23 protein-coding genes are annotated in these 22,257 nt (G+C 52.4%); 6 read left to right on the top strand and 17 right to left on the bottom strand.

All coding sequences use genetic code 11. The features are described from left to right. Positions 1 to 14: 14 nt before the first annotated feature. The 5 genes from AC1D2Q_RS05925 to AC1D2Q_RS05905 all read right to left on the bottom strand — a co-directional run bounded on the left by AC1D2Q_RS05925 (position 15) and on the right by AC1D2Q_RS05905 (position 3,565). Positions 15 to 752: a DUF5983 family protein gene (locus AC1D2Q_RS05925; RefSeq protein ID WP_477812563.1), complete on the bottom strand. Its 738-nt coding sequence runs from the start codon at positions 750 to 752 to the stop codon at positions 15 to 17. Between the two features lie 52 nt (positions 753 to 804). Then, positions 805 to 1,299, bottom strand: a complete 495-nt coding sequence (locus AC1D2Q_RS05920; protein WP_477812562.1) for a JAB domain-containing protein — start codon at positions 1,297 to 1,299, stop codon at positions 805 to 807. 100 nt (positions 1,300 to 1,399) lie between these two features. After that, positions 1,400 to 1,657, bottom strand: coding sequence for a hypothetical protein (locus AC1D2Q_RS05915; RefSeq protein ID WP_078824271.1), 258 nt, complete (start codon positions 1,655 to 1,657; stop codon positions 1,400 to 1,402). A gap of 71 nt (positions 1,658 to 1,728) precedes the next feature. Next, positions 1,729 to 2,310 carry an STY4534 family ICE replication protein gene (locus tag AC1D2Q_RS05910; RefSeq protein WP_046035428.1) on the bottom strand — a complete coding sequence of 194 codons (582 nt, stop codon included), beginning with the start codon at positions 2,308 to 2,310 and terminating at the stop codon, positions 1,729 to 1,731. A gap of 913 nt (positions 2,311 to 3,223) precedes the next feature. Beyond that, positions 3,224 to 3,565 (bottom strand): helix-turn-helix domain-containing protein, encoded by a 342-nt coding sequence (locus tag AC1D2Q_RS05905; RefSeq protein WP_003235829.1) that lies wholly within the window; start codon positions 3,563 to 3,565, stop codon positions 3,224 to 3,226. A 232-nt stretch (positions 3,566 to 3,797) separates the two neighbouring features. Between AC1D2Q_RS05905 and AC1D2Q_RS05900 the strand changes: the two genes are divergently transcribed. Then, positions 3,798 to 4,031, top strand: a complete 234-nt coding sequence (locus tag AC1D2Q_RS05900; RefSeq protein ID WP_477812561.1) for a hypothetical protein — start codon at positions 3,798 to 3,800, stop codon at positions 4,029 to 4,031. Positions 4,032 to 4,073: 42 nt separating this feature from the next. Here the strand turns inward: AC1D2Q_RS05900 and AC1D2Q_RS05895 are convergent, their stop codons facing one another. The 11 genes from AC1D2Q_RS05895 to AC1D2Q_RS05845 all read right to left on the bottom strand — a co-directional run bounded on the left by AC1D2Q_RS05895 (position 4,074) and on the right by AC1D2Q_RS05845 (position 13,777). Next, on the bottom strand, positions 4,074 to 6,041 hold the full coding sequence (locus tag AC1D2Q_RS05895) for a DNA topoisomerase III (RefSeq protein ID WP_477812560.1): 1,968 nt from the start codon (positions 6,039 to 6,041) through the stop codon (positions 4,074 to 4,076). Between the two features lie 225 nt (positions 6,042 to 6,266). Then, the gene (locus AC1D2Q_RS05890) at positions 6,267 to 6,722 is read right to left on the bottom strand and encodes a single-stranded DNA-binding protein (protein ID WP_017530156.1); all 456 of its coding nucleotides are present in this window, start codon (positions 6,720 to 6,722) and stop codon (positions 6,267 to 6,269) included. Beyond that, positions 6,719 to 7,237 carry a DUF3158 family protein gene (locus AC1D2Q_RS05885; RefSeq protein ID WP_477812559.1) on the bottom strand — a complete coding sequence of 173 codons (519 nt, stop codon included), beginning with the start codon at positions 7,235 to 7,237 and terminating at the stop codon, positions 6,719 to 6,721. The genes AC1D2Q_RS05890 and AC1D2Q_RS05885 overlap by 4 nt, the downstream gene beginning before the upstream one ends. Continuing rightward, complete coding sequence (locus AC1D2Q_RS05880) at positions 7,234 to 7,989, bottom strand: PFL_4669 family integrating conjugative element protein (protein ID WP_053136396.1); 756 nt, start codon at positions 7,987 to 7,989, stop codon at positions 7,234 to 7,236. Before AC1D2Q_RS05880 ends, AC1D2Q_RS05885 begins: the two co-directional genes overlap by 4 nt. Before the next feature lie 221 nt (positions 7,990 to 8,210). After that, on the bottom strand, positions 8,211 to 9,398 hold the full coding sequence (locus tag AC1D2Q_RS05875) for an STY4528 family pathogenicity island replication protein (protein WP_477812558.1): 1,188 nt from the start codon (positions 9,396 to 9,398) through the stop codon (positions 8,211 to 8,213). Next, positions 9,395 to 9,943: a DUF2857 domain-containing protein gene (locus AC1D2Q_RS05870; RefSeq protein WP_477812557.1), complete on the bottom strand. Its 549-nt coding sequence runs from the start codon at positions 9,941 to 9,943 to the stop codon at positions 9,395 to 9,397. The genes AC1D2Q_RS05875 and AC1D2Q_RS05870 overlap by 4 nt, the downstream gene beginning before the upstream one ends. Beyond that, positions 9,940 to 11,529, bottom strand: a complete 1,590-nt coding sequence (locus AC1D2Q_RS05865) for a ParB family protein (RefSeq protein ID WP_477812556.1) — start codon at positions 11,527 to 11,529, stop codon at positions 9,940 to 9,942. The genes AC1D2Q_RS05870 and AC1D2Q_RS05865 overlap by 4 nt, the downstream gene beginning before the upstream one ends. Before the next feature lie 14 nt (positions 11,530 to 11,543). Further along, positions 11,544 to 11,753: a hypothetical protein gene (locus tag AC1D2Q_RS05860; protein ID WP_065942216.1), complete on the bottom strand. Its 210-nt coding sequence runs from the start codon at positions 11,751 to 11,753 to the stop codon at positions 11,544 to 11,546. Between the two features lie 84 nt (positions 11,754 to 11,837). After that, on the bottom strand, positions 11,838 to 12,683 hold the full coding sequence (locus AC1D2Q_RS05855) for a ParA family protein (RefSeq protein WP_477812555.1): 846 nt from the start codon (positions 12,681 to 12,683) through the stop codon (positions 11,838 to 11,840). A 4-nt stretch (positions 12,684 to 12,687) separates the two neighbouring features. Next, a complete protein-coding gene (locus AC1D2Q_RS05850) occupies positions 12,688 to 12,912 on the bottom strand; it encodes an AlpA family transcriptional regulator (RefSeq protein WP_078823985.1) in 225 nt (74 codons plus the stop codon). 115 nt (positions 12,913 to 13,027) lie between these two features. After that, the gene (locus tag AC1D2Q_RS05845) at positions 13,028 to 13,777 is read right to left on the bottom strand and encodes a hypothetical protein (RefSeq protein ID WP_122554986.1); all 750 of its coding nucleotides are present in this window, start codon (positions 13,775 to 13,777) and stop codon (positions 13,028 to 13,030) included. A gap of 703 nt (positions 13,778 to 14,480) precedes the next feature. Between AC1D2Q_RS05845 and AC1D2Q_RS05840 the strand changes: the two genes are divergently transcribed. After that, complete coding sequence (locus AC1D2Q_RS05840; protein ID WP_134743122.1) at positions 14,481 to 15,524, top strand: porin; 1,044 nt, start codon at positions 14,481 to 14,483, stop codon at positions 15,522 to 15,524. 110 nt (positions 15,525 to 15,634) lie between these two features. Here the strand turns inward: AC1D2Q_RS05840 and AC1D2Q_RS05835 are convergent, their stop codons facing one another. Continuing rightward, positions 15,635 to 16,522, bottom strand: coding sequence for a helix-turn-helix domain-containing protein (locus AC1D2Q_RS05835; protein WP_080943274.1), 888 nt, complete (start codon positions 16,520 to 16,522; stop codon positions 15,635 to 15,637). A gap of 631 nt (positions 16,523 to 17,153) precedes the next feature. Between AC1D2Q_RS05835 and AC1D2Q_RS05830 the strand changes: the two genes are divergently transcribed. The 4 genes from AC1D2Q_RS05830 (at position 17,154) to AC1D2Q_RS05815 (ending at position 22,250) form a co-directional block, all read left to right on the top strand. Then, positions 17,154 to 18,215 (top strand): serine hydrolase domain-containing protein, encoded by a 1,062-nt coding sequence (locus AC1D2Q_RS05830; protein WP_477812554.1) that lies wholly within the window; start codon positions 17,154 to 17,156, stop codon positions 18,213 to 18,215. A 127-nt stretch (positions 18,216 to 18,342) separates the two neighbouring features. Next, entirely contained in the window at positions 18,343 to 19,752 is a 1,410-nt protein-coding gene (locus tag AC1D2Q_RS05825) for an MFS transporter (RefSeq protein WP_046035417.1), read from the top strand. Between the two features lie 163 nt (positions 19,753 to 19,915). Continuing rightward, complete coding sequence (locus AC1D2Q_RS05820; protein ID WP_046035416.1) at positions 19,916 to 21,145, top strand: acetyl-CoA C-acetyltransferase; 1,230 nt, start codon at positions 19,916 to 19,918, stop codon at positions 21,143 to 21,145. A 19-nt stretch (positions 21,146 to 21,164) separates the two neighbouring features. Then, positions 21,165 to 22,250, top strand: a complete 1,086-nt coding sequence (locus tag AC1D2Q_RS05815) for a DUF2817 domain-containing protein (protein WP_046035415.1) — start codon at positions 21,165 to 21,167, stop codon at positions 22,248 to 22,250. The last annotated feature ends 7 nt before the right edge of the window (positions 22,251 to 22,257 follow it).

Genomic DNA, 22,257 nt, shown 5'->3' with positions numbered 1-22,257 from the left:
CGCTGAACGCGTTGCTATTCATCGAAAATGGCGAGCCCATTCAAGACAGCAGCGTCGGGATCGAAGATCAACAATCGCACATCCGCCAATGCCGCCAAATACAGTATGTTGACCAAGGCTGCCGGCGTACCGGCATCGAGTTGCTCTTGCCTCAGCGATGAGTAAGGACAGCCCTCGATTTCCTCCAGGTTATTGTCGGTCCAGGGCGTGCCGATCAGCTTACACCCGACGCCATTGCAGTCCGTCAGGACAAAGGGTTCGAACAGCAGACCGGTTGGTCTGGAGTCGAAATTGCCAGCCCGGTGTTCCAAGTAGCGCAATGCTTCTTCAGTGAGGTGTGCGGTGCTGATCTCCCAGGTTCGACTGTAGTGTCCCGTCTCGAAGCTCAAGCGACGGATCACGGCTTGGGAATCTTCCAGGGAGTACAGATCTCCGACATGATGCCGCTCGTTGAGCATTTCGCCCATCACGGCGTAGATCACTTGGCGCACCAGTCCGGTGGACTGACAGCATTCATTCAACTCATCCGGAACGGGTTGACCTTCGTTGATCAAGGCAAAATCGTCATTGAAAATGCAGGGGAATGTCTGCAGTTCATCGTCGGGCAGATGGACCTGTGAGTCGTGCAGGGGGCGAAAGCAGGGAGGGTAGTTGTTTTCGTAGGTGATCAGTAACAGCCGTTCGATATGCAAGTTGTCATAACCGCGAGCAAATGGGTTTGAAGCGGGGAGCAGGGCTAGGGTTTGGTTCATAAGGGTTCTCCAGAATTGAAATAAACAAGGCGCCCGTAGGCGCCTGTGAGGTTTAAAGCCAGCCGTATTCGGTAAGGGAGAGCGGGCGACCTTCACCCACGATGAAGTGATCCAGTACGCACACGTCGATCAAGGCCAAGGCCTCTTTCAACCGAGCGGTCAAGACGCGATCCGCGTGGCTGGGTTCCGTACACCCCGAGGGGTGGTTGTGAACAAAAATGGCGGCCGCAGCGTTATGCGCGAGGGAACGCTTAACGACTTGGCGGGGGTAAACGCTGGCGCCATCAATGCTGCCGTGAAAGAGGATTTCGAACGCCAGCACCCTGTGCTGGGCGTCAAAAAAAATCACACCAAAGACTTCATGGTCTTGGTGCGCAAGACGCAGTTTTAGGTAAGCCGCTACGGTGTCAGGCGACGTCAGGATAGGACCGCGGGCGAAAAGCCGACGATCCAGAATGTGCAGCGCTTCGTCGATCAGCTGGTTTTCTTGGACAGTGCGATCCGCCTCGGAATCCGAGGTCTCAATCAGTTTGAGTAGGGGGCTCATGGCGCTACCTCCGAAGGGAATAATCAGGGGTACACGCCCGAGGGGAGTGGTATCCCCTGGGTGGGTGTGGAGTTGCAGGCGTTTGCAGGTGATGTAGTGTTTACATCCGAGTGTATCGGTGACGTTGGCCGTGCAGAGGTGAACCACAACCGTCGCAGGGCAATGGGGAAAAGGTTCTTATTCCGTGGCCAGTTTCGGGATCGAAGTCGGCACTGATAGGCATTAGCCGAACCAGCCCACGATGTATCGCGGCGATGCGTTGTTCGGTCTCATCCGGCGAGTGATACAGCGATAACGTGCTGTAGTCCTCGTAAGCCGCACCGAACAGGCAGTCGTCGCAAAGCCAGAAGCATTCCATATTGGTTCTCCTGTGCTGGCTGAAGAAAAGGCGCTCGATTGAGCGCCTTGATGTAAAACATCATGGATTGTTCAGGCGGAATGAACAGCACGTGTGGTGACACGGCGGGCCGTACGGGGAGTGGTTGGAGATGCAGGTTTAGTCCTGAGCTCTGTTGGATTACCGATATCCTTAGTTTCGACATCAGCCGATGTTGGGGATGATTCATTGTTTGGCGCTTGCTCAGCAGGTGCTGTTGCTTCCTGCCTGGCGGGCGCTTTGTATTCGAGCTTGCCATTGACCTTGATCCAGTCGATGAACAGCAAACGACCTTTCAGGCTGGCGCCAGGTTGGCCTTGTTTATCGCCTTTCTCATAGAGAAATGGGTCGATCCACAGGTCACCAATACGGAACGACAGCAAGACCTTTTTCTCGGCCTTGACGGCGTCCATATAGAGACGAATCAAACGGTCAGCTTCGCCACCAGCGACTTTGCAGTCGAAACGGGTGTACTCCACTGCATCGTTGGCACCATGCAAGGCTGCGATATCGCAAGCCATGAAGGGTTGGCCACGACGCACTTGGACTTCACGAACACGGTTGAGGTAGCCAATTCCGACGGTGTGCAGGTTGAAGTAAGTGGTCGCTTCTTGGGATTGGTTGGCGTAGGCCATGGTTGTTCTCCTGTTTCAAGGGAAAACGGCGACGCACAGTCCTTGACGGGAAAGTGAGCCCCCGTCAGGGTGGGTAAGGTGAAGTCGAGCGATGAACGACTCGCCACCGGCAAGCCGATGACCATCAGAATGAAGCTTCTGGGTGAGTAGCTGTGCAGCAGAGGAGCGTCTGCAGTGGTAACCCGCAGGCATGGAGTAGTCGGCATTCATCACCGCTTAAGCGGCAACCGCGCGAGCTTCCGAACGCTGATCGCACTTGGGTAAACCACCACGAACGTGGCGTAGCCTTGAAGGTTTTGGCTACCTGGGCTGGGCTGTCAACGACAGCAAACCACGCCCTTTGTATAAGCCTGTCACAGGGGAGCGTCAAGACGCTACAACCCGATTTTTTAAGGCCGGAATACGGTGGTAGTCACTGGAATTAAGAAAATGAAAAAAAAGAAGAGTGGGCCTAGCGGTGTGCCAGGCGAGGAAGAGAAAAACCACCTTTGACGGTCCAACGCAGTCGACAAGCTCCTCGCAAAACTTGGTTGAACTGCGCAATGATTCGCCAACCGACCCTTGTCGTGGCCTGGGTCGGAATATGCTGGCACGCATCCGCGCACAAAGGGTGCCCTGTGTTTCCCCGGTGGGCTCCGGGACTGAATACGATAGCCGAAGCGGATGACCGCTATTGCCGGGTAGAGGCAACAGTGGTCATCCGCCACCACAATCAGGTCGAGCAAAAAAACGGGAATTAAATTCCGCAGAAGAGGAGGCTCCGAACTCGAAGAGTTTGACCGAACTGCCCGGAGCTAATCGGTCTTGGGTCGCCGTTGGCGGTTATCCGAGGCTACTACAGCAGATACGTCAATACGACGTCAAGCCTTCAGGCCCCCTTCATAAGACGCTACGTTGAACACGATGAAAGAGGTTACTTACTGCCGAGATGTGCGGCCAATTGTTCGACGGTTGCCAAGATAAAGGCACGGTCGCTTTCTTTCAGTCCACTCAGCAGACCCGCGATCATCTGACCCTGGTCATTGGGGCGATTACTCGATGCCGTCAGGAGTTCGTCCATCCGGCAATCGAAAATATCAGCCAGTTGCATCAGCTTGACCACTGAAAGCTCCACTACACCCCGCTCCAGGCGCGAGATGGCTTCGCTACCGATCCCTAAACGTTCAGCCACCTCTTCCTGGGTCAGATTACGCTCGCTGCGGTGTTTCGCGATCATGCGCCCGATTTGGGCTTGGGTTGGATGTTTATGTGCCAAGTGATGAGTTCTCCAGTTCAACCCGAATGGTTGAGCAAAGACCCGTTGACATGAACATCCTTAAGGGTTGAGTGTCGACTCATTGGGTTGTTATAGTGACTGAAACAGCTAAGTATCGCGACGTGGTTTCTTTCCCTTCAGGGATCGGAGTCCAGATTGGTTAGTAAGAGCGACGGTCTGACAGGACCAAGTTGAGGGATGGTTGAGCATGGAAGATGAGAGTAAGGAGGACATGGATCTGATTTGGGATCAAACACTGGAGCTGTTCATCAAGATTCATGACTGCCCGGATAACCCCGAATACTTCGAACGCCTTGTTCATTGGCTCAACGAAGATCCTGCCCACCTAAAAGCCTTCAACGAACTGGGGCAGATATGGATTTCGACAGGCATCGCTTTGGCCCGTGAAGTCGGACAACCTTTGATCGACTTGGAGCGGGATCAGGCGCCGCTGATGATGCACTGAGCTGTGCACCACCCTAACTTCATGTTGATCTCAACCGAACTGTCATGCGCGGCGCGTCTCTTTTCTGAACTGCGTACTGCCCTTGCAGTTCGGATACTGCGAGCATGACCAGAACGGCCCAGATTTGCCCTTCCGCTTGATCATTGAGGCATTGCAAATGGGGCAGGCTGGGCCGGCTTCGACCGGTATCGACAAGGTGAGCGCTCCATAGTGTTCGACCAACTTAGCAATCCAGCTCGCCTGCTTGGCAACGAACTCCTCCAAGGACAGGCGCCCCGCTTCGATTTCGTCAAGCGCCTGCTCCCAGATCGCGGTCATRCCAGGATCCGCAACTGCAGCGGGTACCGCCTCGATGAGGGTATGGGCCGCCGTCGTAGCTATTAACGCGCGTTTTTTCTTCAGCAAATAACCGCGATCAATTAACCCTTTGATAATGCCGGCTCGTGTGGCTTCGGTTCCGATACCGGTGGTGTCCCGAAGTTTCTGTTTCAGGCGTGGGTCATTGACAAGCTTGGCGACGTTTTTCATCGCCTTGATCAGATCACCCTCGGTGAGAGCTTTAGGAGCGGCAGTTCGCATGGATTTGAGTTCGACATCGTCCACTGTGCACGGCGTGCCCTGTTGCAAGATGGGTAAGACTTGGGATTTTTGACTGTGCTCATCCTCCTCGGTGTTTTCGGAGAGCAAGCTTTTCCAGCCCTGGACCAAGATCAGTTTGCCCACAGCGGTCAATCGTTCTTCGCCACACGCCAGTTCGACCTGGGTCCGATCAAACTCATGAGGCGGAAGAAACTGCGCTAGGTAGTGGCTACGGATCAGTTCGTAGACATGGCGTTCTTGTTCGGACATCCGCACCAGGTTTGCCGGCTCGGTGGTGGGGATGATGCCGTGGTGCGCGGTGACCTTGGCATTGTTCCATGCGCGGGAGCGCAGTGATTGATCGAGGCCCCCAAATGCAGGTTTGAGTGCAGGATCCGTTTTGAGCATGGCATCGAGTACCGCGGGTGCCTCGTTGAGCATATTCTCTGGCAAATAGCGGCAATCGCTGCGCGGGTAGGTGGTGGCTTTGTGGGTTTCATACAGGGCTTGGGCTATGTTCAGGGTTTCCTGGACGCCGAGCCCCCGCTTACGCGAGCAGACTTCCTGCAACGTGCTTAGGTCGAAGGGCAGGGGCGGCGGTTCTCGGAAATGCTCAGTATGTAACGAGAGTACTGTGGCGGGCTTCTCGTCGGTGATTGTTTGGACCGCGTGATGGGCAAGCACTTGTTGTAGGCAACGCCCCGACTCGTCCCGTCCTGAGCATGGCGGTAACCACGACGCGATGAATCGCTGGCCCATCGACGATAGGTGTACCTCAATGTTCCAGTAAGGCACCGGGATGAAGCCGGCAATCGCACGATCCCGATCGACCACCAGACGTAAGGTGGGTGTCTGGACGCGCCCCACTGACAAAACGCCGTCGTAGCCTGCCCGCCGACCAAGAAGGGTAAACAAACGACTGAGGTTCATGCCGATCAGCCAGTCGGCACGGCTGCGGGCGAGGGCCGAGTGATAGAGCGGGAAGGTCTCCTGACCAGACTTCAGCGAGGTCAGTGCCCTGCGAATCGATGCTTCGTTGAGTGCGGACAGCCAGAGGCGCTGAACAGCGCCTTGGTACTGGCAGAGCTCCAATAATTCGCGGGCAATCATCTCACCCTCTCGGTCGGCGTCGGTTGCGATGACAACGGTGGTGGCTTCGCTGAGCAGGCGTTTGATGATTTTGAACTGCGCGGAAGTCTTGGGTTTGACCTCCACTTGCCACTGCGCCGGAATGATCGGTAGATGATCCAACGACCAATTCTTGTACTGAGTGCCGTAGGCTTCAGGCGGGGCCGTCTCCAGTAGGTGGCCGATACACCATGTGACAGTTGTCTCGGGGCCGATCAGGCAACCATCGCCACGCCGAGTGGCTCCGAGAACCTTGGCGATGTCACGACCCTGGGAAGGTTTTTCGCAGAGGAAGAGGTGCATATAACTACTCCGGATTGAGTTCGGAGCAGCGTTGTTCGAAGTAGCAGGGGCGAGATATGAGAAACCCGAATGGCAGGTTCCTCATATTAGTCGATGAGGGCGGCTTTGAGTGGTCTGAAGCTGCTACCTTTGGAGCATTTGTAAATGGGTGGGGGCTTCACGAGCAGCGAGCAATGACAGGCCAGGAACTTCGCGCAAAGGCGCAATTTTTATGCCTGAAGTCGTTTAGGCTTTAGGTGATTGACCTCTGTGTTTCTTGGGTTTCGACGTCGGTGAACTGCCCTGTTCTGTATTTTGAGAGGCCGCCGTTTCACTGGAGCGTTCCCGCATGACCACACTGTGCACCCGGTGAGGCAGGATGCCGACTCGGCGGGCCTCGATCTTGAAGGTCACCCGCGCATTGTCTTCGCTGTCCTCCCACTCATCGCGCACCGTACGACCTTCGACCAGCACGCGCATGCCTTTCTGGTACAGCGTGCTCCAGTGTTCTGCCTCACGGTGCCAGAGCTCAACCGGCGCCCAATAGCCGCCCCGATCTTCATAGCTGCCCTCGCGTGGTATGGGGTTGTCGAAGTACACATTCAGCCGTAGCAAACGCCGTGGCTCGTCATTGCCTGAGGCGAACTCCTGGAACTCTGGCGCACTGCCGATATTGCCTTCGCCGACGAAAAAAGTACTCATCGTGTTTTCTCCACTGCGGGTGTGAACTGGCGCAGCAACTGTTCGGCACTGGCCATGTTGATCGCGCAGGTCGTAGCCTGGCGGTAGAGCGAATGCACCACACTCATCTGAAGGTTTAGTGCGATACGCGCGCATTCGAAACGGTGCAATTCCTTTCGTACGATCTGCGGCAATGCTTTGTTGGAGATCTGACGTTCCCAAACCGCCACACCCATGCGAGAAAAATCACGGGTACGCCAACGCAAAAAGGTGCTGCCCGCACTGGTCTTCTGCAGCACCAATCGTATCTTCAATAGCGAGTACGGCGGCTGCCCGGCTTGCTGCACGACAGCCTCCATCAGGCGACATAACTGCGCCTCGATTTCCCTCGCCACCTGCGCCAGGTGCTCCAACTCCCCCTTACCCTTAAACGGTTTTAAAAGGCCTTTTAGGGAGGCAGCGTGTTCGAGCTGCCGATAGGCATCCGGTGTCAACGCTTCGAAGGGCATTGGTTGAATCGGGGTCATGGGATTCATGCGTCAGCCTCCGGCTCATTCACGGTCACAGACGGACCATCCACGTCCTCTGCCAACGCGTCAGCGTCATCCACTGCTACAGCACCACGGCGAATGATCGGCGGCGCAAACTGAGAACGGCGATGACCCTCAAGGATGTCCATCGGGGGCAATCCATACTTCTCCACGGCCGCCAGGGCGCGGGCATTATTTGCGGCCATATCATCGCGTGTAACGCCGGCATGTCGATAACGTTGCGCCTGACCGAACAGGCTGCGTAACAGGTGGGCACCGTCGTCGATCCAGGCTTCCATGTCTCTGCGGCCGATCAAAGCCGTGTGATGGGCCAAGAGGGTATGGCGGACCAGCGTGTCGTAGTCGGTTAGCAGGTAAACCGCCAGAAAACCCAGCTGACTGCCGATGTACAATGGCAAAGTGACGGGGTGGATGTTTAGGTTGTCCCCCATATCGATCTGTGTCGGTAGGTCCTGTCTTATTCGGTCTAACTGTTGAGTCAGTTCCAGCATCCCAGCCTTTGCCTGCATCAATTTTTCTTCGAGCTGCACGATGGCCCAATCGGCATAGGGATCGTCCTGGGCCGCAGTTTGTTTGATCAGGTTGGTGACACTGATGTAACCGGCCATACCCATGATCGAGTGGACGCCTTCGCGTGCGGCTCGACCTTGCCAGATACGGGCTGCATGGTGGGTATGCAGGGTCAGGGTGATGCTGCTGCGCAATGAACCCAGATTGAGTTGATAGTGATCGGCCATGGTGTTGTCCTCGCATTGGCTTGGACGGGACGTTGCGACAGATGAGGGTCAAGGACAGCCAAAAAGCTGAATGCGGTCTATTCGGTTTGGTGAGAGAGGGCAAATGCCTGACGTCTACGTTTATTGGAACTACGCCCAGGCGTTTCCCTAAACGCTCCATGGTTCGGTCCGATATTTTCGTAGATTGGAACTCTATGGATTTGATGCCACTGGCATCAAATCTACTGACGTCCACTGCCTCCACGCAGTTGGCGCAGCTCATTTAGGCACGCTTGGGCAAGGGCTGATGCAGGTTCGCCCTTTTTTCGAGATGGCCGCGAGGGGGCGGTTGGGGGCGGTTCTGTGATGGGTGATGGTTCGGCCTGACTTGCCCAAGGACGAAAGTCGCCCTTCAGCGCACGTTGGGCCAAGCCCATCAGATAGGCAACTGGCTTGCGTATACCACCGGTCGCACAGCGTGCCCCCGCTTCGTTAAGCACCGCCTGCTGATCCGCTGGGTTGAGCTTGTTCAGCGCCACGGCGATGGCCTGACGTTCGCTTGGGTTCAGGCGCAGCGAAGTGGGCCAGTGCAGGTTATCCACAGTAGAGGTCGCGCGCGGTACTGTACATTTACTTTCTTTTAATACAGTACAGGCAGCGTTCGGATTCCGAACGGTGCTGGAAACGTTAGGGTTCGAGCCTGATTCGGAATCCGAACGAGGGCCTGCACGATTCCGAACGTGTTGATCTTCCCCACGTTCGGAATCGTGGAGTGCATCACCGGGTGGCTGATCCAAGCCTTGCTGCGCCCACTGTTCGCCCCAACTGTCCAGCCGCGTCGGTAACCGACCCTGATCGATATTCGTGTCCTGTCGGACCTCCTCCACAATGTGCTGAGCGACAATACGCACGGCCTTTGTCGCATGACCGAGGGCATGTCCGACCAGTTCTAGGTAGTCCTGATCGAGCTCCATGGCTTCGGCGGGAGTTAACGGCTCATCGTGCAGAACGTACAAAGAACCTTGTAGCTGCCCGCTGATTTGATCGCGACCGCGGCTAACCAAACTGAGCCAACGAGTGAGCCTGAGCATCGTCAACACGCGTGCAATGGTTTCACGTGAGGCTGACGCACCGTAGGGCACGCTCGAGAGGTAAGGCTGCAAATCCTCATAGCGCGGCGTGACCACGCCCTGGCCTTGCAGCATGAGCCGAAATACCTGCCAAGCATTTCGCTCCAATGGCRTCAGCCGATTATCCAACAGCAGCCGACGTGGCACGACTTCGTGTGATTGGCCACTAAACAGAAAACCAGCCTGTAGAGCCTGGTTGGAGGGCTGTTCAGTGGTAGGGCGTGCTGGCCAGCGCTCATGCAGCTGCTGTGTGCATTGCTGCAGGACACGTTGCCAGCGACTGGCGGGAACAGCATTCATGTTTTTTTGCTGTACTGGTCGATTTGCTGCCAAACGATGGTCAAGCTGATCTGCTGTTCTTCGGCAAGCATCATCATGGCGTCGAGTTTATCCTCGGTGCCGTCCTCTGTTCGTATTTGGCACCAACGTTGCCACAACGCATGCTCCTGCGCTTCGCTTAAATGTTGGGGGCGGCCTTTACGAGTTTCTATCTTGAGTAGACGCCGACGCATGGCTGTTTCCGAATGCGCCAAGCCAAAACACTGGTACATAATGGTGCTGCTTGCGCCGAGTTTGAGCGCTCGGTTGATCAACCGTTCGTTCTGTTCGTCGCGTTCAGCTTGTTCAATCAAACGATGCAGCACTGGCGAGTCAATCTTGACCTCAAGCCAAGGGACTGTGGCATGGGCCAGACGCGATAACGTGGTCGGTGGTAAGGATTGCAGCACGAAGATGTCATCCTCACTCAGTCCAAGTGCCTTGCAGCGTTGCAGGTTGCCCAGGCGCAGTTCGTGCAGTACCTGGGTTAGCATGGCTTGATTGAGCATATTGAAGGACAAGTTCATCTCAGCTCCTCCGGTGAGTTTTTGTCTTCAGAGATGAGTGTTAAGTCGATTAGACGCCGGGCCAGGCGGATCAGGCGAAACAGTTTGATTAACAAACTGTCAGGCAGTCGCTCCAGACCCACGTCCGTGACTGGTCGATCTGGCAGATAGAGTTGATAGACCCCTAACAACAGTTGCCCGAACAGTGCGGAAGGTATTTGCTTGCGGTCCTCCCAGTTTACCTCGTCTTGAGCCCTTAACAGGGCCAGGAGCATTAGGTGAATGCCGGTCGAGCGAGGCGCTGAAAGATCAAGTCGCTCAATGTCTAGGGTGAAGCCCAAGCCAAGCTTTTGATCAATGATGCTCTCGGCATCTCCGGCATAGGCCGCCATTTCCCGAGCCAGCCCAGCAATGGCTAAACGCAGTTGTTCTGGGGTATCCAGCGGTGGTGTGATGATCCAGAGGTCGTCGATTGGGCAGGTTTCGACTGGAGACGTCGCCTCGCTGGATATCTCGCGATTGATTTGCTCACGAATCTGTTGAACGCGTGGTAGAGGGCTGACCGCAGGTGAAGCATTTGTTTCGGGGGCTCTGAGCAGTTCTTCTGGATTTGGCTCTACCTTGCTCTTGGCATCAGTTGATTCGGGGTTGGTGTCGGAGGAGGGGCGGGCTGCCGTGGCTTCATGTACGCTTTGCGGATAGATGCTCTTGGAGGGCGTGGTGGTGACAGCACCGGGCGTGGAGACGACCCGTTGGGTATCGCTCAGCTCCAAGGCCAGCATACGGTAGGACTGTCCGAGCAAGTGGCTCATGCGTTCGAGCAATTCGTCCTGGATCTGCTCAAGATCAAAGGATTCAGGATCGCTATCGAAGTAGCCCATGGTCTCCAGCCAGAACTCTGCAAACGCGACTGTGGCGGTTGGATAGCGGTTCCAGGTTCGCTCAGCCTGACTACGTAGACCGATCAGACGTTCTATCTGAGGCTTACCCAAGCCGGCATACAGAGTTTGTGGAATGGCGGGTAATAAGTGTTCGAGGGTGTCCAGCATCCGGCTGATATGCGACTGCGAAACCGGATAGCCTCCAGCGGCAAGACGTCGAGCCAGCTCCCGTTGTGAGAGCTCTGGGCCATCCGACTCAAGCATGGTTTTGAGTTTGGCTACTGCCAGGGCTCTTTCGATGAACGTGAGTTGGCCGTGCAGGTCGCTTTCCGCTAGATGGCCGAGTAGGGCGTTGGTTTCATTGCTCCAAGGTCGGAACAGGCAGTGAATCCGAAAGAAACGCTCGTCGCGAGTTTCCTGCCACAGCTCGCCGAGAATTGCTAAGCGCGTATTACCGCCGTTGCGGATGATGAAAGAGGGTTCACCCGGACGGCGGGTAATCGGTGGCGGTTGATCCAGCCCGCGTTCACGGATCGATGCCTTGATATCGTCATAAAGCGGATTACGGATGAAGCGTGGGTTGTGCTCGTAGGGGCGTAACTGTTCCAGAGTGACTAGCATGGGAGTGTCGATGACTGGATCGGACAGTCGCTCCAGTCCAGGACCTTGAGTGAAGTGGTCCTGGTGCAGCTTGTCGGTGATTTCCTCCTGACTGAGCTTCTTCATCGCAACCGCCTCGGTTAACGTCGGCTACGTAAATGGTCACCGACCTCGAATTTCACGATTTCGGCAGTCCCTGAACCTTCGAAATGTTGGGAGAGTTCTGCGAGGAACCACACCATCGCCGAGCGCCCCCCTTGCAGACGAAAAACCACGGTGCAGTACTCCTCGCAAGCCGCGTCGCGTGGTCGAATGGAAGGCTGAACGACGATAGGAAACTGATCCAACATTAGAAAACTCCTTACCAAGCCCTGCTGGGCTCAAGGCTGATCAAACAAAAATAAATTGGTGAAATGCTGATTGGGCGATTTGTTTTATCGAGGCTCCGCACACCTCATTCCCGATGAGATCGCTTCGCGCCATTCAGGAAATAATTCGATAGCCAGCGCTTGCATGATTTCTAACGCACACGGCGAACGTCGGCGTTTACTCGATAGGCACTTATCTATTCGGTGGACCGGTAAACCGAGGGAGGCGGCATTGAGATATGCCACGCGGTCGGGGATTACGGTGTCTAGCACCGAGATATTGGTAGCCTCTGCGAAAGTCTCGCGCAGGCTTCGGATGATCATCCGGGTGTCCACTCGATTGACGTTCACCTGGTTCAGTAAGAGCCGTAAGGGCGGCGGGTCGATGCCTAGGTGGCGAAACGGTTCGAGCTCACTCAGTAACTTCAAGGTGCCACGGCGCATTTCGCGGGCAGCGAGCATTTCTGGCGTGATGGGAGAGAGGGCGAGATCTGAGGCCAGGATGGCCATTTCCAGCATTACACTGCGTGCTCCCTGAGTATCGATCAAAAGCAGGTCATAATTGAGACACAACTCGTTGAGCAAATTGTGCAGGCGTAGGCGCCCGTCAGGGGCATGCAGCAACAAGGTGCTCAGTCGACCTTGATCGTCATTAGAGAAAATCAGGTCGAGACCGACGACTGCAGTCCTAGAAATTATTCGTTCAGGTATTGTTAGATTGAGCGCAATGAGCTCGTACGCACCTGCCTGTGCTTTCTGGCTCAATGAATAATAACTGGAGAGGGTGGGTTGGCTATCCAGATCCAAGAGCAGAACACGCAGACCAGCATCGGCCAACAGGCCACCGAGGTTCGCCGCTACTGTAGTTTTGCCTACGCCACCCTTGGTGGAAACCACCGAGACCACGTGCATCACCTCACTCCTGTCGCGAAAGGCGTTCTGCAATCCAGTGCTCAATTTCCAGTGAGTCCCAGCCAACTGCGCGCAGTCCGATACGCTTCGCCCGCGGAAACTTGCCTTCCTTCATCAGGTTGTAAATGTGCGCACGTTTGAAGCCGGTTTTTTGCTCCACCTCATCACGTCGCATGATGTGGCGTTGGGGTTGAGGTGCTTCGACTGCGGGTACCGATGGGTTGGACATGCTAGTCACTCCTGGCGCCAGTTGGCGCGTGGTGGGAAGTGACATGGATTGAATCGCACCACGGCGGATGAGTCATTGCATTGCAATCAACCCTATTGCAACGCAATTGGCTCGATCAGGTATTTTTTTTGAGGCTACGATTGGCCACGGCAAACTTTTCATCCAGCGTGCGCTTGCTAAGGCCGGGCACATCTTTGTGACGGGCGACAATGGCGTCAACGATGGCTGCTTGATTCGTGAATACCGAAAGAGGTTTTCCGGCGGGCGAATGGTCCAAGAGAAGGCTGACCAATGCTCCAATGATGTTGTGATAGGTCAGTTCGCTGCGCTCGCTGAGTTGACCATTCGTTTTGGCCAAGGCTTTGAGATCATCTCTTTCAAGTCCAATCGACTGGAGCTCTCCCAAGATTTCTTGAATGCACTGCTGTTGCGCTTTGAACGCTCTCGATAACTCATCTCGATCTGCTTTCAAGGAGAGAAAAGTTCCTAGACTGACCTTTGCAGGCGCATCTTCACCAGACTCGAATAAGAAACTGGGCTTGTGGTCGGGGTAATGAATCTCCATCCAGCGGCGTAAGTCCGAATGGCGGATGGTCAGCTGATAGGGCTCTACATAGCTTCCCAAAGGAACAGAAATGCCGAGGCAGCCATACGGCAGCTCACCATTGCGTATGGCGTCTAAAATTCTTTCGACAGCGATGTGAAGATTGGGCCATTGGGGGAATAGGACTGCAAGGTTCTCGGGACGAGACCAGTCCGCCTGTACTATTTGGGCTTCGCAGTGAGTGAGATTGCACCAGCGTAAAGCTGCGTCTATAGGGCGATAGAAGCTCTTGCTATGCGGATTGAAAATATAAACGCTCATCTACGGCAGGCCTCCGTTCCTTACAGGTAGGTTGCTCACCGATTATCTACAAATCAAAACTAGCTATCCACGCTAGCTATTTCCCGGTTGACCAACTCGGTGAGGTTATTCCATTTCTTGGACTACTCGAAAGCGATCCCAGCGCGGCAATCGATTTACGAAGTCTTTAATGTTCTCATGAGGAAGAGTCAATGCCGAATTAAAATCGGGTTAGACAATTCCCTTCTAGCGCCTCGTCCCAGAATACTCAGCTGTAATGTTCGAATTGATCTAGTCTCCTCGGTTGGCGCATTCATTAAGGCGCTTTCTAGTGGATCAGTCGAATGAGGCCTTTGTCAACTATCGTAAAGTGCAAATATGCCAAGTGCGTTATAGGTAAATGTTATTAAATATAATTTTTTGCTTTTAAGTGAGAAGGTGCGGTTTGTAAAAAAAAATGCTGTAAAAAATCCAGGTGTTTGCCGTCTTTTTTTCCAATATCAAAAATTGCGCTAATAGTACGTTTGATTTGCAAGAAGAACTCGAAAATTTCACGTGAGGCAAGTGGGAGTGCTTTTATGATATAAGTTTTTTTGATGTTAAATTGTAAATAAATCAGCTGGAAAAGCTTGTTTTAAGATGGGCTGATATACTGCAATTGTTAAATAATAAAAATTTTGTAATTAAACACTGCCACCCTATAATTATAAAGAAGTGGGTTGTTATGAAAAACAAAACTATTGCAATATTAGGTATTTGTGCGGCGACAAGTGCTCATGCTGAAGTAAGTGTGCTTCCTTACACGATTATAGATATTTCGGCGAGCAGAGTCTCTAATGTAGTGAAGAAAGATGGCGATTCGCACGCGCGCACTGAAGCGAGACTGAACGGAGGATATGGAAGTCGATGGGGTGTTCGGACGGGAGTCACATTTGGTGAAGGGCAGGAGTTGTTCGCCAGATATGAACAAGGCATTGTAAAGGTAGACGGGGAGGTTAAAACTGGCCTTGATGAGCGCTATCTGCGACTTGGTCACGTTGGCTATAAGTCTGGTTTGGGAACAATCCGATACGGGCAAGATTTAAGCATCAGTTCTCTGTCATTAGATTATGATCCGCTGATCGGGCGACTTGTAAGTAGCAGTTCGCAGTTATATTTTCGTGATGATGGATTTGTGTCTAATGCATTCTCTTACGACAGCCCTACATTAAGTAATTTCAGTTTTTCGCTGCAGCACAGTGGTGAGCAAGAATCGAGAGGGTTTGTTTATGGGACTAAAAAGACATATGGTGCATCTTTAAAATATGCCAATGGACCTTTCTCAGGTCGAATTGGATTCGATGAGCAGCAGTCTCCAGATGGCGAGCTGAACAATCTTTTCTCATATTCAAAATTTGCTTACGCTGCTGGCCTAGTTAACTTAGGTAAAGTGACATTGATGGGCGGGTATTCACAACTGAGTGCGCCTGATGCAGCTAGGGCCGCTAGGAAAGCTGATCATCTCTGGTTTGGCGGGAAATACCAATTTACACCTAAGTGGTCGACGTCGCTATCGGTTTATGATACGAAAATTCGAGATTCCGGTCGAGCAACGATGCTGGGTGGGATCGTAGAATATGGACTAAATAAATATGTAACACTTTGGACAACTGCTGGATATTTAGTAAATAGCGACAAGTCCGCTTTCGCTATCAATGGACTTGATAGCCCTTCATTAGGGAATAATCAAACATCGGTAGGGCTAGGGATGACTTTCATTTATCAGTAAAGAATAAGCGAGTGATGTTTTAAAATAGATCCAGTCGACCGCCTTTGGTCGACTGGAGCTTAATTTTCTCGGTATCAGCCCGCTATTCATTCTTGTTGTGCACCGCGCCATCAATAATGGCTCCGATTTTCTCTTGCTTCTCTGGGAGTAAGGCCGTGTTTTTTTCGAAAGGCATGCGTGAAATGTGCTTGATCAAAAAAACCTGCGCTAGTTGCGATTTGAGCAATTGACTTAGAGTCGAGCATCAGTTCTGACATTGCCAATTCTAAGCGCTTTTCAATGATATAGCGATGGGGGGGCATTCCGGTAGTATTCAAAAACAGAGCCCGCAGCTTTTGAACGCTACAAGAAACGTCAATTGCCATTTGTTCGAGTTTATAATCGTCAGAAGGACGATTATTGATTTTTCTTAACAACTCCTCGAATGTAAGGGCTGGGGAGGATGTGTGAGACTCTAATTCTGCTAGGTTAAAGGTCAATAAATGCAAGCAGAGAGCGCGTATTAAGCTCAGCTCATAGCAGCGTGGCTCGGTTGCATTTTTGTCGTGTTTGCATGTAGATAACGCTATCAGTAATTGAGAGATTAGCGGGTCGGATATTATACCTTTACTTCTAAACTCAAGGGCTCCTTTACCAATCGGACGAGTTTCGGCAACTAGCGACTTTAAATAATCATCACTGAGGTAGAGATGAAAGGTTGAGATCGCAGAGTTTGATTCCCAGCCGCCGCCTTCGTTAGCGGGACGAAACCATGCTGAACCAGCTGATATAGTGCTTTCACGTGGTTGTTCAGAATTAGCCCAAAACCGACCACGGGCACCAATGTCGGATACCGCGAGTGTATGAACGTTTGAAAAAACTGGATATTCCGCCATTCGAAACTTGGCGCTTTCTTTCCAGGTCGAGCTGAAAAATTTCCCAGGATAGTAATTGTTGATGCATTGAGGCTGTAACCCACAAGATTTTTTGTAGGCTTCAAGAATCAGTTTGTTGTTCATCGAGGGCACCCCTGATCGAAAATTCGTCTGGGCAGATAATGTCTTATTATTTTCATGTTTATATACTCTATAGAGTACACATTGCAGTAGTGCTTTTTGTTCGCTATCTATATGCCATTTTTAGGGTTTTGTCAAGACTCGCGGTAAGTTATTTATTATCCTACAGCTTTTGATTTGCGCCTCCGTGGTTATAGTCATGTTAGTAAGCATTCGGGTTTGAAAACATTGCTTTCGGATGGTGTTCATTCGCGAGAGATTGATTCGCAATACCATCTATTGATTGGCTACTGTACGAGTAATGGTGAACTCAACTAATAAGGCGCGTTTCTACGGGCCTTCATGATACATATTATTAGGGCTTTACCATATTGGTTGTAAAAAAAACGTTTCGATAAAATGGCCGTCGATGTGCATTTTTTTACAAGATCCTTGGGTGATTTGGATATAAAAATAAACGCACGGCAAACGAGCTAACGTCAGGCGTAAATAGCTCTGCATATGCTGCAGTTGAGTTGTTTTCAGGATGAAAAGCATGTCCGGCTCAGGAATTCATGTGAGGTTTTGTAATTTGGAGGGTGCATAGGTTTTTCGCTTCGTGGATGAAATTTAATTTGATTATAAGAGACTTTAGATGAGCGTTGAGCGATTGGTGGTAAACGACGATTCTGAACTGCAAATCTATTTGCAGGGACTAATGCGTGACAGGAAAATTCCTGGGGCGCAGATTGTTGTAATAAAAAATCGTGAGATAGTTTATTCAGATTCTCTAGGTTATGCTGATCTGGAAAATAAAATACTAGTTTCTCAGGATTCGGTTTTTTCTATAAATTCTATTGCTAAAGCCTTTACCGGTGTGGCGGTGATGCAGTTGGTAGAAGAGGGTTTGCTTGATCTCTCAAGTGAGGTCTCAAACTACTTGGATGATCTTCCTGAGGCGTGGAGGGGTATTAGTATTCGTCAGCTTGCAGCGCTCACGTCAGGTCTGCCAGATGTAATGACTGTAGGCATGGATGGCAGTGTAGGTTTAATTGGTGACGGAACTGACAGCTCTGCTTGGCTTATGGCTTATGAAATGCCCACGATTTTTAAACCAGGCACAAAATTTAATTACTCTCAAACAGATTATGCGCTATTGGGTCGAGTGATTGAAAAAATAAGTGGGCTGAGTTTCACTGATTTTATTATTGAGCGACAACTTATTCCTGTGGRCATGAGTAATACCAAATATGCAAATGATCGTGACATAATTGACGGCCGGGCGACTACTTATAATTCATTGTATCCGGCAACAGGCGAGGGTACTGGCCTATCGCGTAGCTGCTTGAATTGGCCGGATATGCTCAAGCCTGCTGCTGGTCTCCACAGTACCGCTATTGATCTTGCGCATTGGGTAATCGCACTCCAAAATAGTAGCTTGCTCAAGTCGTCTAGTTACTCGGTATTGCGCGAGCCTATAGCATTGACAGATGGCGGTGTTGGAATAATGGGGATAGGCTGGCTAAGTACTCCGGGTGCGAGTGGTTATGTTTCAGTGCCTAGTGGTGGTTGCAAATCACAAATCACAGTTTATCAAGACGGCCTTGCGATTATTTTGCTTACTAATTTGATTGGTGGGCTTTATGAGCATCTTTCAGCAGTTAGTGGTGATCCGATCAGTATCGGAGTCATGGATGAGATAGCGAGCTATTTTTAATAGCCGGCTTTTTGCAGCCTAATGTCTTGGGTCCAACAGTATTGGTTTCTCTGGTGGGCAATTGGGTGTGGTGGTTGTAAAGATAGTTTTGAACTTCAGAAAATTTTAAAAACAAGATGGGGTGCGTATGACTACTTCTACCGTTGGCTTGCGAGCAAGTTGGTTTTATCCAGGAATTGTAATCGCAGCTGTGTTTGCTTTTACGTTGCTCGAGACAATGCTGGTTCCTGTACTTCCGTTCATTCAGCGCGAGTTGAATGCAACACCTGCTCAACTCGGTATGGTTTTTACGGGGTTGCTGTTGTCTGGCGCGGTTTGCACTCCTCTTGTCGGGCGAATGGCTGATATATTTGAGAAGCGATTAGTTCTACTTTTCACTATTTTGGTTTTGGGCGTAGGTGTCGTAGTTGCGGCACTGGCTCCGTCCTTCGAGTGGATGGCGTTGGGGCAAGTGTTGCAAGGTGCGGGCATGGGGCTTATTCCACTTTCTATAGGCCTTTTGAATGAGGCGCTTCCGGTCGAAAAGGCAAGCCGATGCACTGGGCTGGTGATTGGGGCATCTACTGCCAGCATGGCGCTTGGTTTGGTGCTAGGCGGGCCGATAGAAGCAGCATTTGGATTTCGTTGGGTATACTGGCTGCCGCTCTCAGTTCTTGTCGTATGTGCAGTTCTTGTTTTCCTAGATCTGGTTCAGGGAGTCGACTCTTATAAGGAGTCTAATCGACAGCCTATCGATTGGTGGGGTGCTGTCTTTCTATCGTGTGCTCTAATTGCTCTGCTTCTAGCTATAAGCACTGGCCCTCGATATGGCTGGACCTCGAGCAATGTAATGAATTATCTTTTTGCTTCGGTAGTGCTATTTTCGATTTGGGTTTACATTGAGCGGCGAGTTATATCCCCTCTGGTCGAAGTGAGCTTGCTTGCAAAGAAAGACGTAGCACTTACCGGGGTTTTTGCCTTTGGGCTTGGTTTCGCATCCGTGATGAGCTATGTGCTTGTTCCCGCGATGGTGGCCTCACCCTCTTCAAGTGGTATTGGATTTGACGCTTCTGCTACATCTACTGGGTTCTATATTTTACCGCTTGGAATTATGGGGACTGTAGCCGCGCTTGCCGTTTCTAAGTTAGAGCATTGGATCGGTGATCGATACACAATGGCACTTAGTGGGTGCACGTTGATGATCGGGGCTATTATGATGGCAACAGTGTTTGCACACCCGCTCTCAGTAATTATTGCTATGTCATTAATAGGTATTAGTATCGGATTGGGGTTGCCGATCGCTATGAATGCTGTTGTAAAGTCTGTTCCAGTTGATAGGGCTGCGAGTGTCTGTGGTGTAGTTATGGTGGTTAGGAATATTGGCGGAACCTTAGGCGTCCAGTTAGGGTTTACCTTTTTGGCCGCCCAAACAGATGCCGTTACCGGTATAACCTCTCCGCAGGGTTTTATCGACGCATTTTATGTGGCGGCCGCTTTTGGGTTGGTTGCTATAGTTGCGACGCTCATGCGCTCAAAGAAACGTGCTTCCACATTGTAAAAAAAACTTATCAAAAACTCACGTCGTTTTTTACAAGATATACACAGCTCATTTTCTTCATGCTCCTCCTTATGGTGGCTGAGTATGTAATTGGCGCGCGATGACTACAACTTATTAGCATTTTTATCGGCGACAACGATATAACAAAAAATAGGAGTTCCGAATGCGAGAAGCTTGGATTATCGATGTGGCGCGGACGCCGCGGGGCATCGGGCGCGCTGACAAGGGCGCGCTGTCATCGGTGCATCCGCAGCGCATATTGTCGACGGTGCTTAAAGCGCTTGGTGATCGGAATGGACTGAATACTGATGATATCGACGATGTCATCATCGGCTGTTTCGCGCAGGTCGGGGAGCAGGGTGGATGCATCGCACGCCAGGCTGTGCTCGATGCAGGGTGGGGTAGTCAGCCCCCCGGCTTTACGGTCAACCGCTATTGCGGTTCCGGCCTCACCGCAGTGAACCAAGCTGCTATGGGGATTTGGTCCGGTGCGCAAGATCTGGTCATTGGCGGTGGCATTGAACAGATGTCGAGCACTCCTGCGGTTTCGCAGCCCACTCTCTTTGATTGCGGGAACTCTCACCTGCGAGCGCTTCACGCACAGACTCACCAGGGCATCTGCGCTGATCTCATCGCCTCAATGGAGGGCATTAGTCGTCAGGAACTCGACACTTTTGCCTATCACAGTCAGCAGCGCGCGGCTGCGGCGATTGGGGCGGGCGCCTTCGCGCGCAGTACGGTGCCTGTCTATCACAACGATGGATCTCTGGCGCTCGACAGGGAGGAATACAACCGGCCTGACACAACGATCGAGCGGCTTGCCGGCCTAAAGCCCGCTTTCGAGGGGCTGCTTGATATTGAACTCGACGCCAACGGCTTGACCTATCGGCAATTGCTGGAGCGCGACTATAAGGGCGTTGAAGTTCATCACGTCCATCATGGCGGTAATTCTTCGGGAATCGTCGACGGCGCGGGAGCGGTCGTCCTTGCGTCGCCCGACTATGCCCGCGCGCATGGTCTGAAGCCGCGCGCACGCATCCGGGCAATCGCGACCGCGGGCGGATCGCCCGAGCTGATGCTCGATGCACCGGTGGCAGCAGCGCGCAAGGCGTTGAAATCCGCCGGCATGACGATCGACGACATTGATCTCTTCGAAGTCAATGAAGCGTTTGCAGTCGTCCCCATCATCTTTATGCGTGCGCTCGGTGTCGACCACGCGAAAGTGAACGTAACTGGCGGCTCGATCGCACTGGGACATCCAATTGGCGCTACCGGTGCGATTCTGGTGGGAACGTTACTTGACGAGCTTGAACGACGTGATCTTTCGACAGGGTTAGTGACCCTGTGCACCGGCGGTGGCATGGCGCCAGCCGTCATTATCGAACGAATCTGAGACGTGTAGGGAGAAAGAAATGTCTGATAGTTACAGCAGTACATACGCGGAGGCCCGTCAGAAATTCCTGTCGCTGGCGTCCCGTCGCAATGCGAAAGTTATTTCGACGTCTCACCCTAGCGAGCGCGGTGTGGAAGGCGAAGAGCTGGCGATCGACATCGCAATTTTTGGCGACCCCAATGCCGAGAAGACTCTGTTCCTGGTATCCGGGACACATGGACAGGAGGGCTACTACGGTTCGGCTCTGCAGATTGAATTTCTGCGCGACCTCAAGATCCCCGAGGAAGTGAATATTGTAGCGCTCCATGGCCTCAATCCTTGGGGCTTCTCGCATCTTTCGCGAACTGATCACCAGAATATCGATGTCAATCGCAACTTTACCAACTATGGCGTTCCGTCCGAGCGGGATGAGCTCTATCCTCGACTTTTCCGAGCCCTGTGCCCGGATGATTGGACCGAGGAAACGATTGACTGGAGCAATATTCGCGACGAGTTAACGAGGGAGTATGGCGCGAAACGTTTGGTTTCGGCTGCCGGCGGAGGGCAGATCATTGAGCCGACGGGTATGAATTACATTGGCGCCGGCCCCTCATGGTCGCGCTCGGTGGTCGAGAACCTACTTCCTAAGATATTCGCTAGGTCGAAGAAAATCGCTTTCATCGAATGGCACACAGGCCTCGGTGATTATGGTGAGCTCAGCCATATCCCGATGATGGAACCCGGTTCGGACGGATATGAGCGGATGTTCGAATGGCTCGGTGATGACGCGCGCTTGACTTGGGCCAGAGGCATGGGCGATTTTGATGGGGCGACTCCAGATTATCGGGGCTGGTTTTCCGCTTGGCTTCCGAGTACTGCACCGCAGGCTGAATGGACTGGCATGGTGATCGAGGCCGGCACCTATGGCGTCGTCGAGGTCATGGACGGAATACGAATTGACCGTTGGCTGAAGTTCGGAAAGGGACGCTCTTATCAATCGCGCGATGAAATGCGCGTCACGATGATGGATAAGCTTTATCCCGTCGCGCCCGATTGGCGTGCGGCTGCCCTGAGCAACGGAATCGGCGCGCAGCAGGCTTTTTTAGAAGGTCTGCAGAAATGGTGAGAACAAG

The organism is Pseudomonas sp. P1_A1 (genome assembly GCF_056406935.1).
The sequence above is the reverse complement of the archived record's forward strand: the minus strand, read 5'-3'. Positions and strand labels throughout refer to the sequence as shown.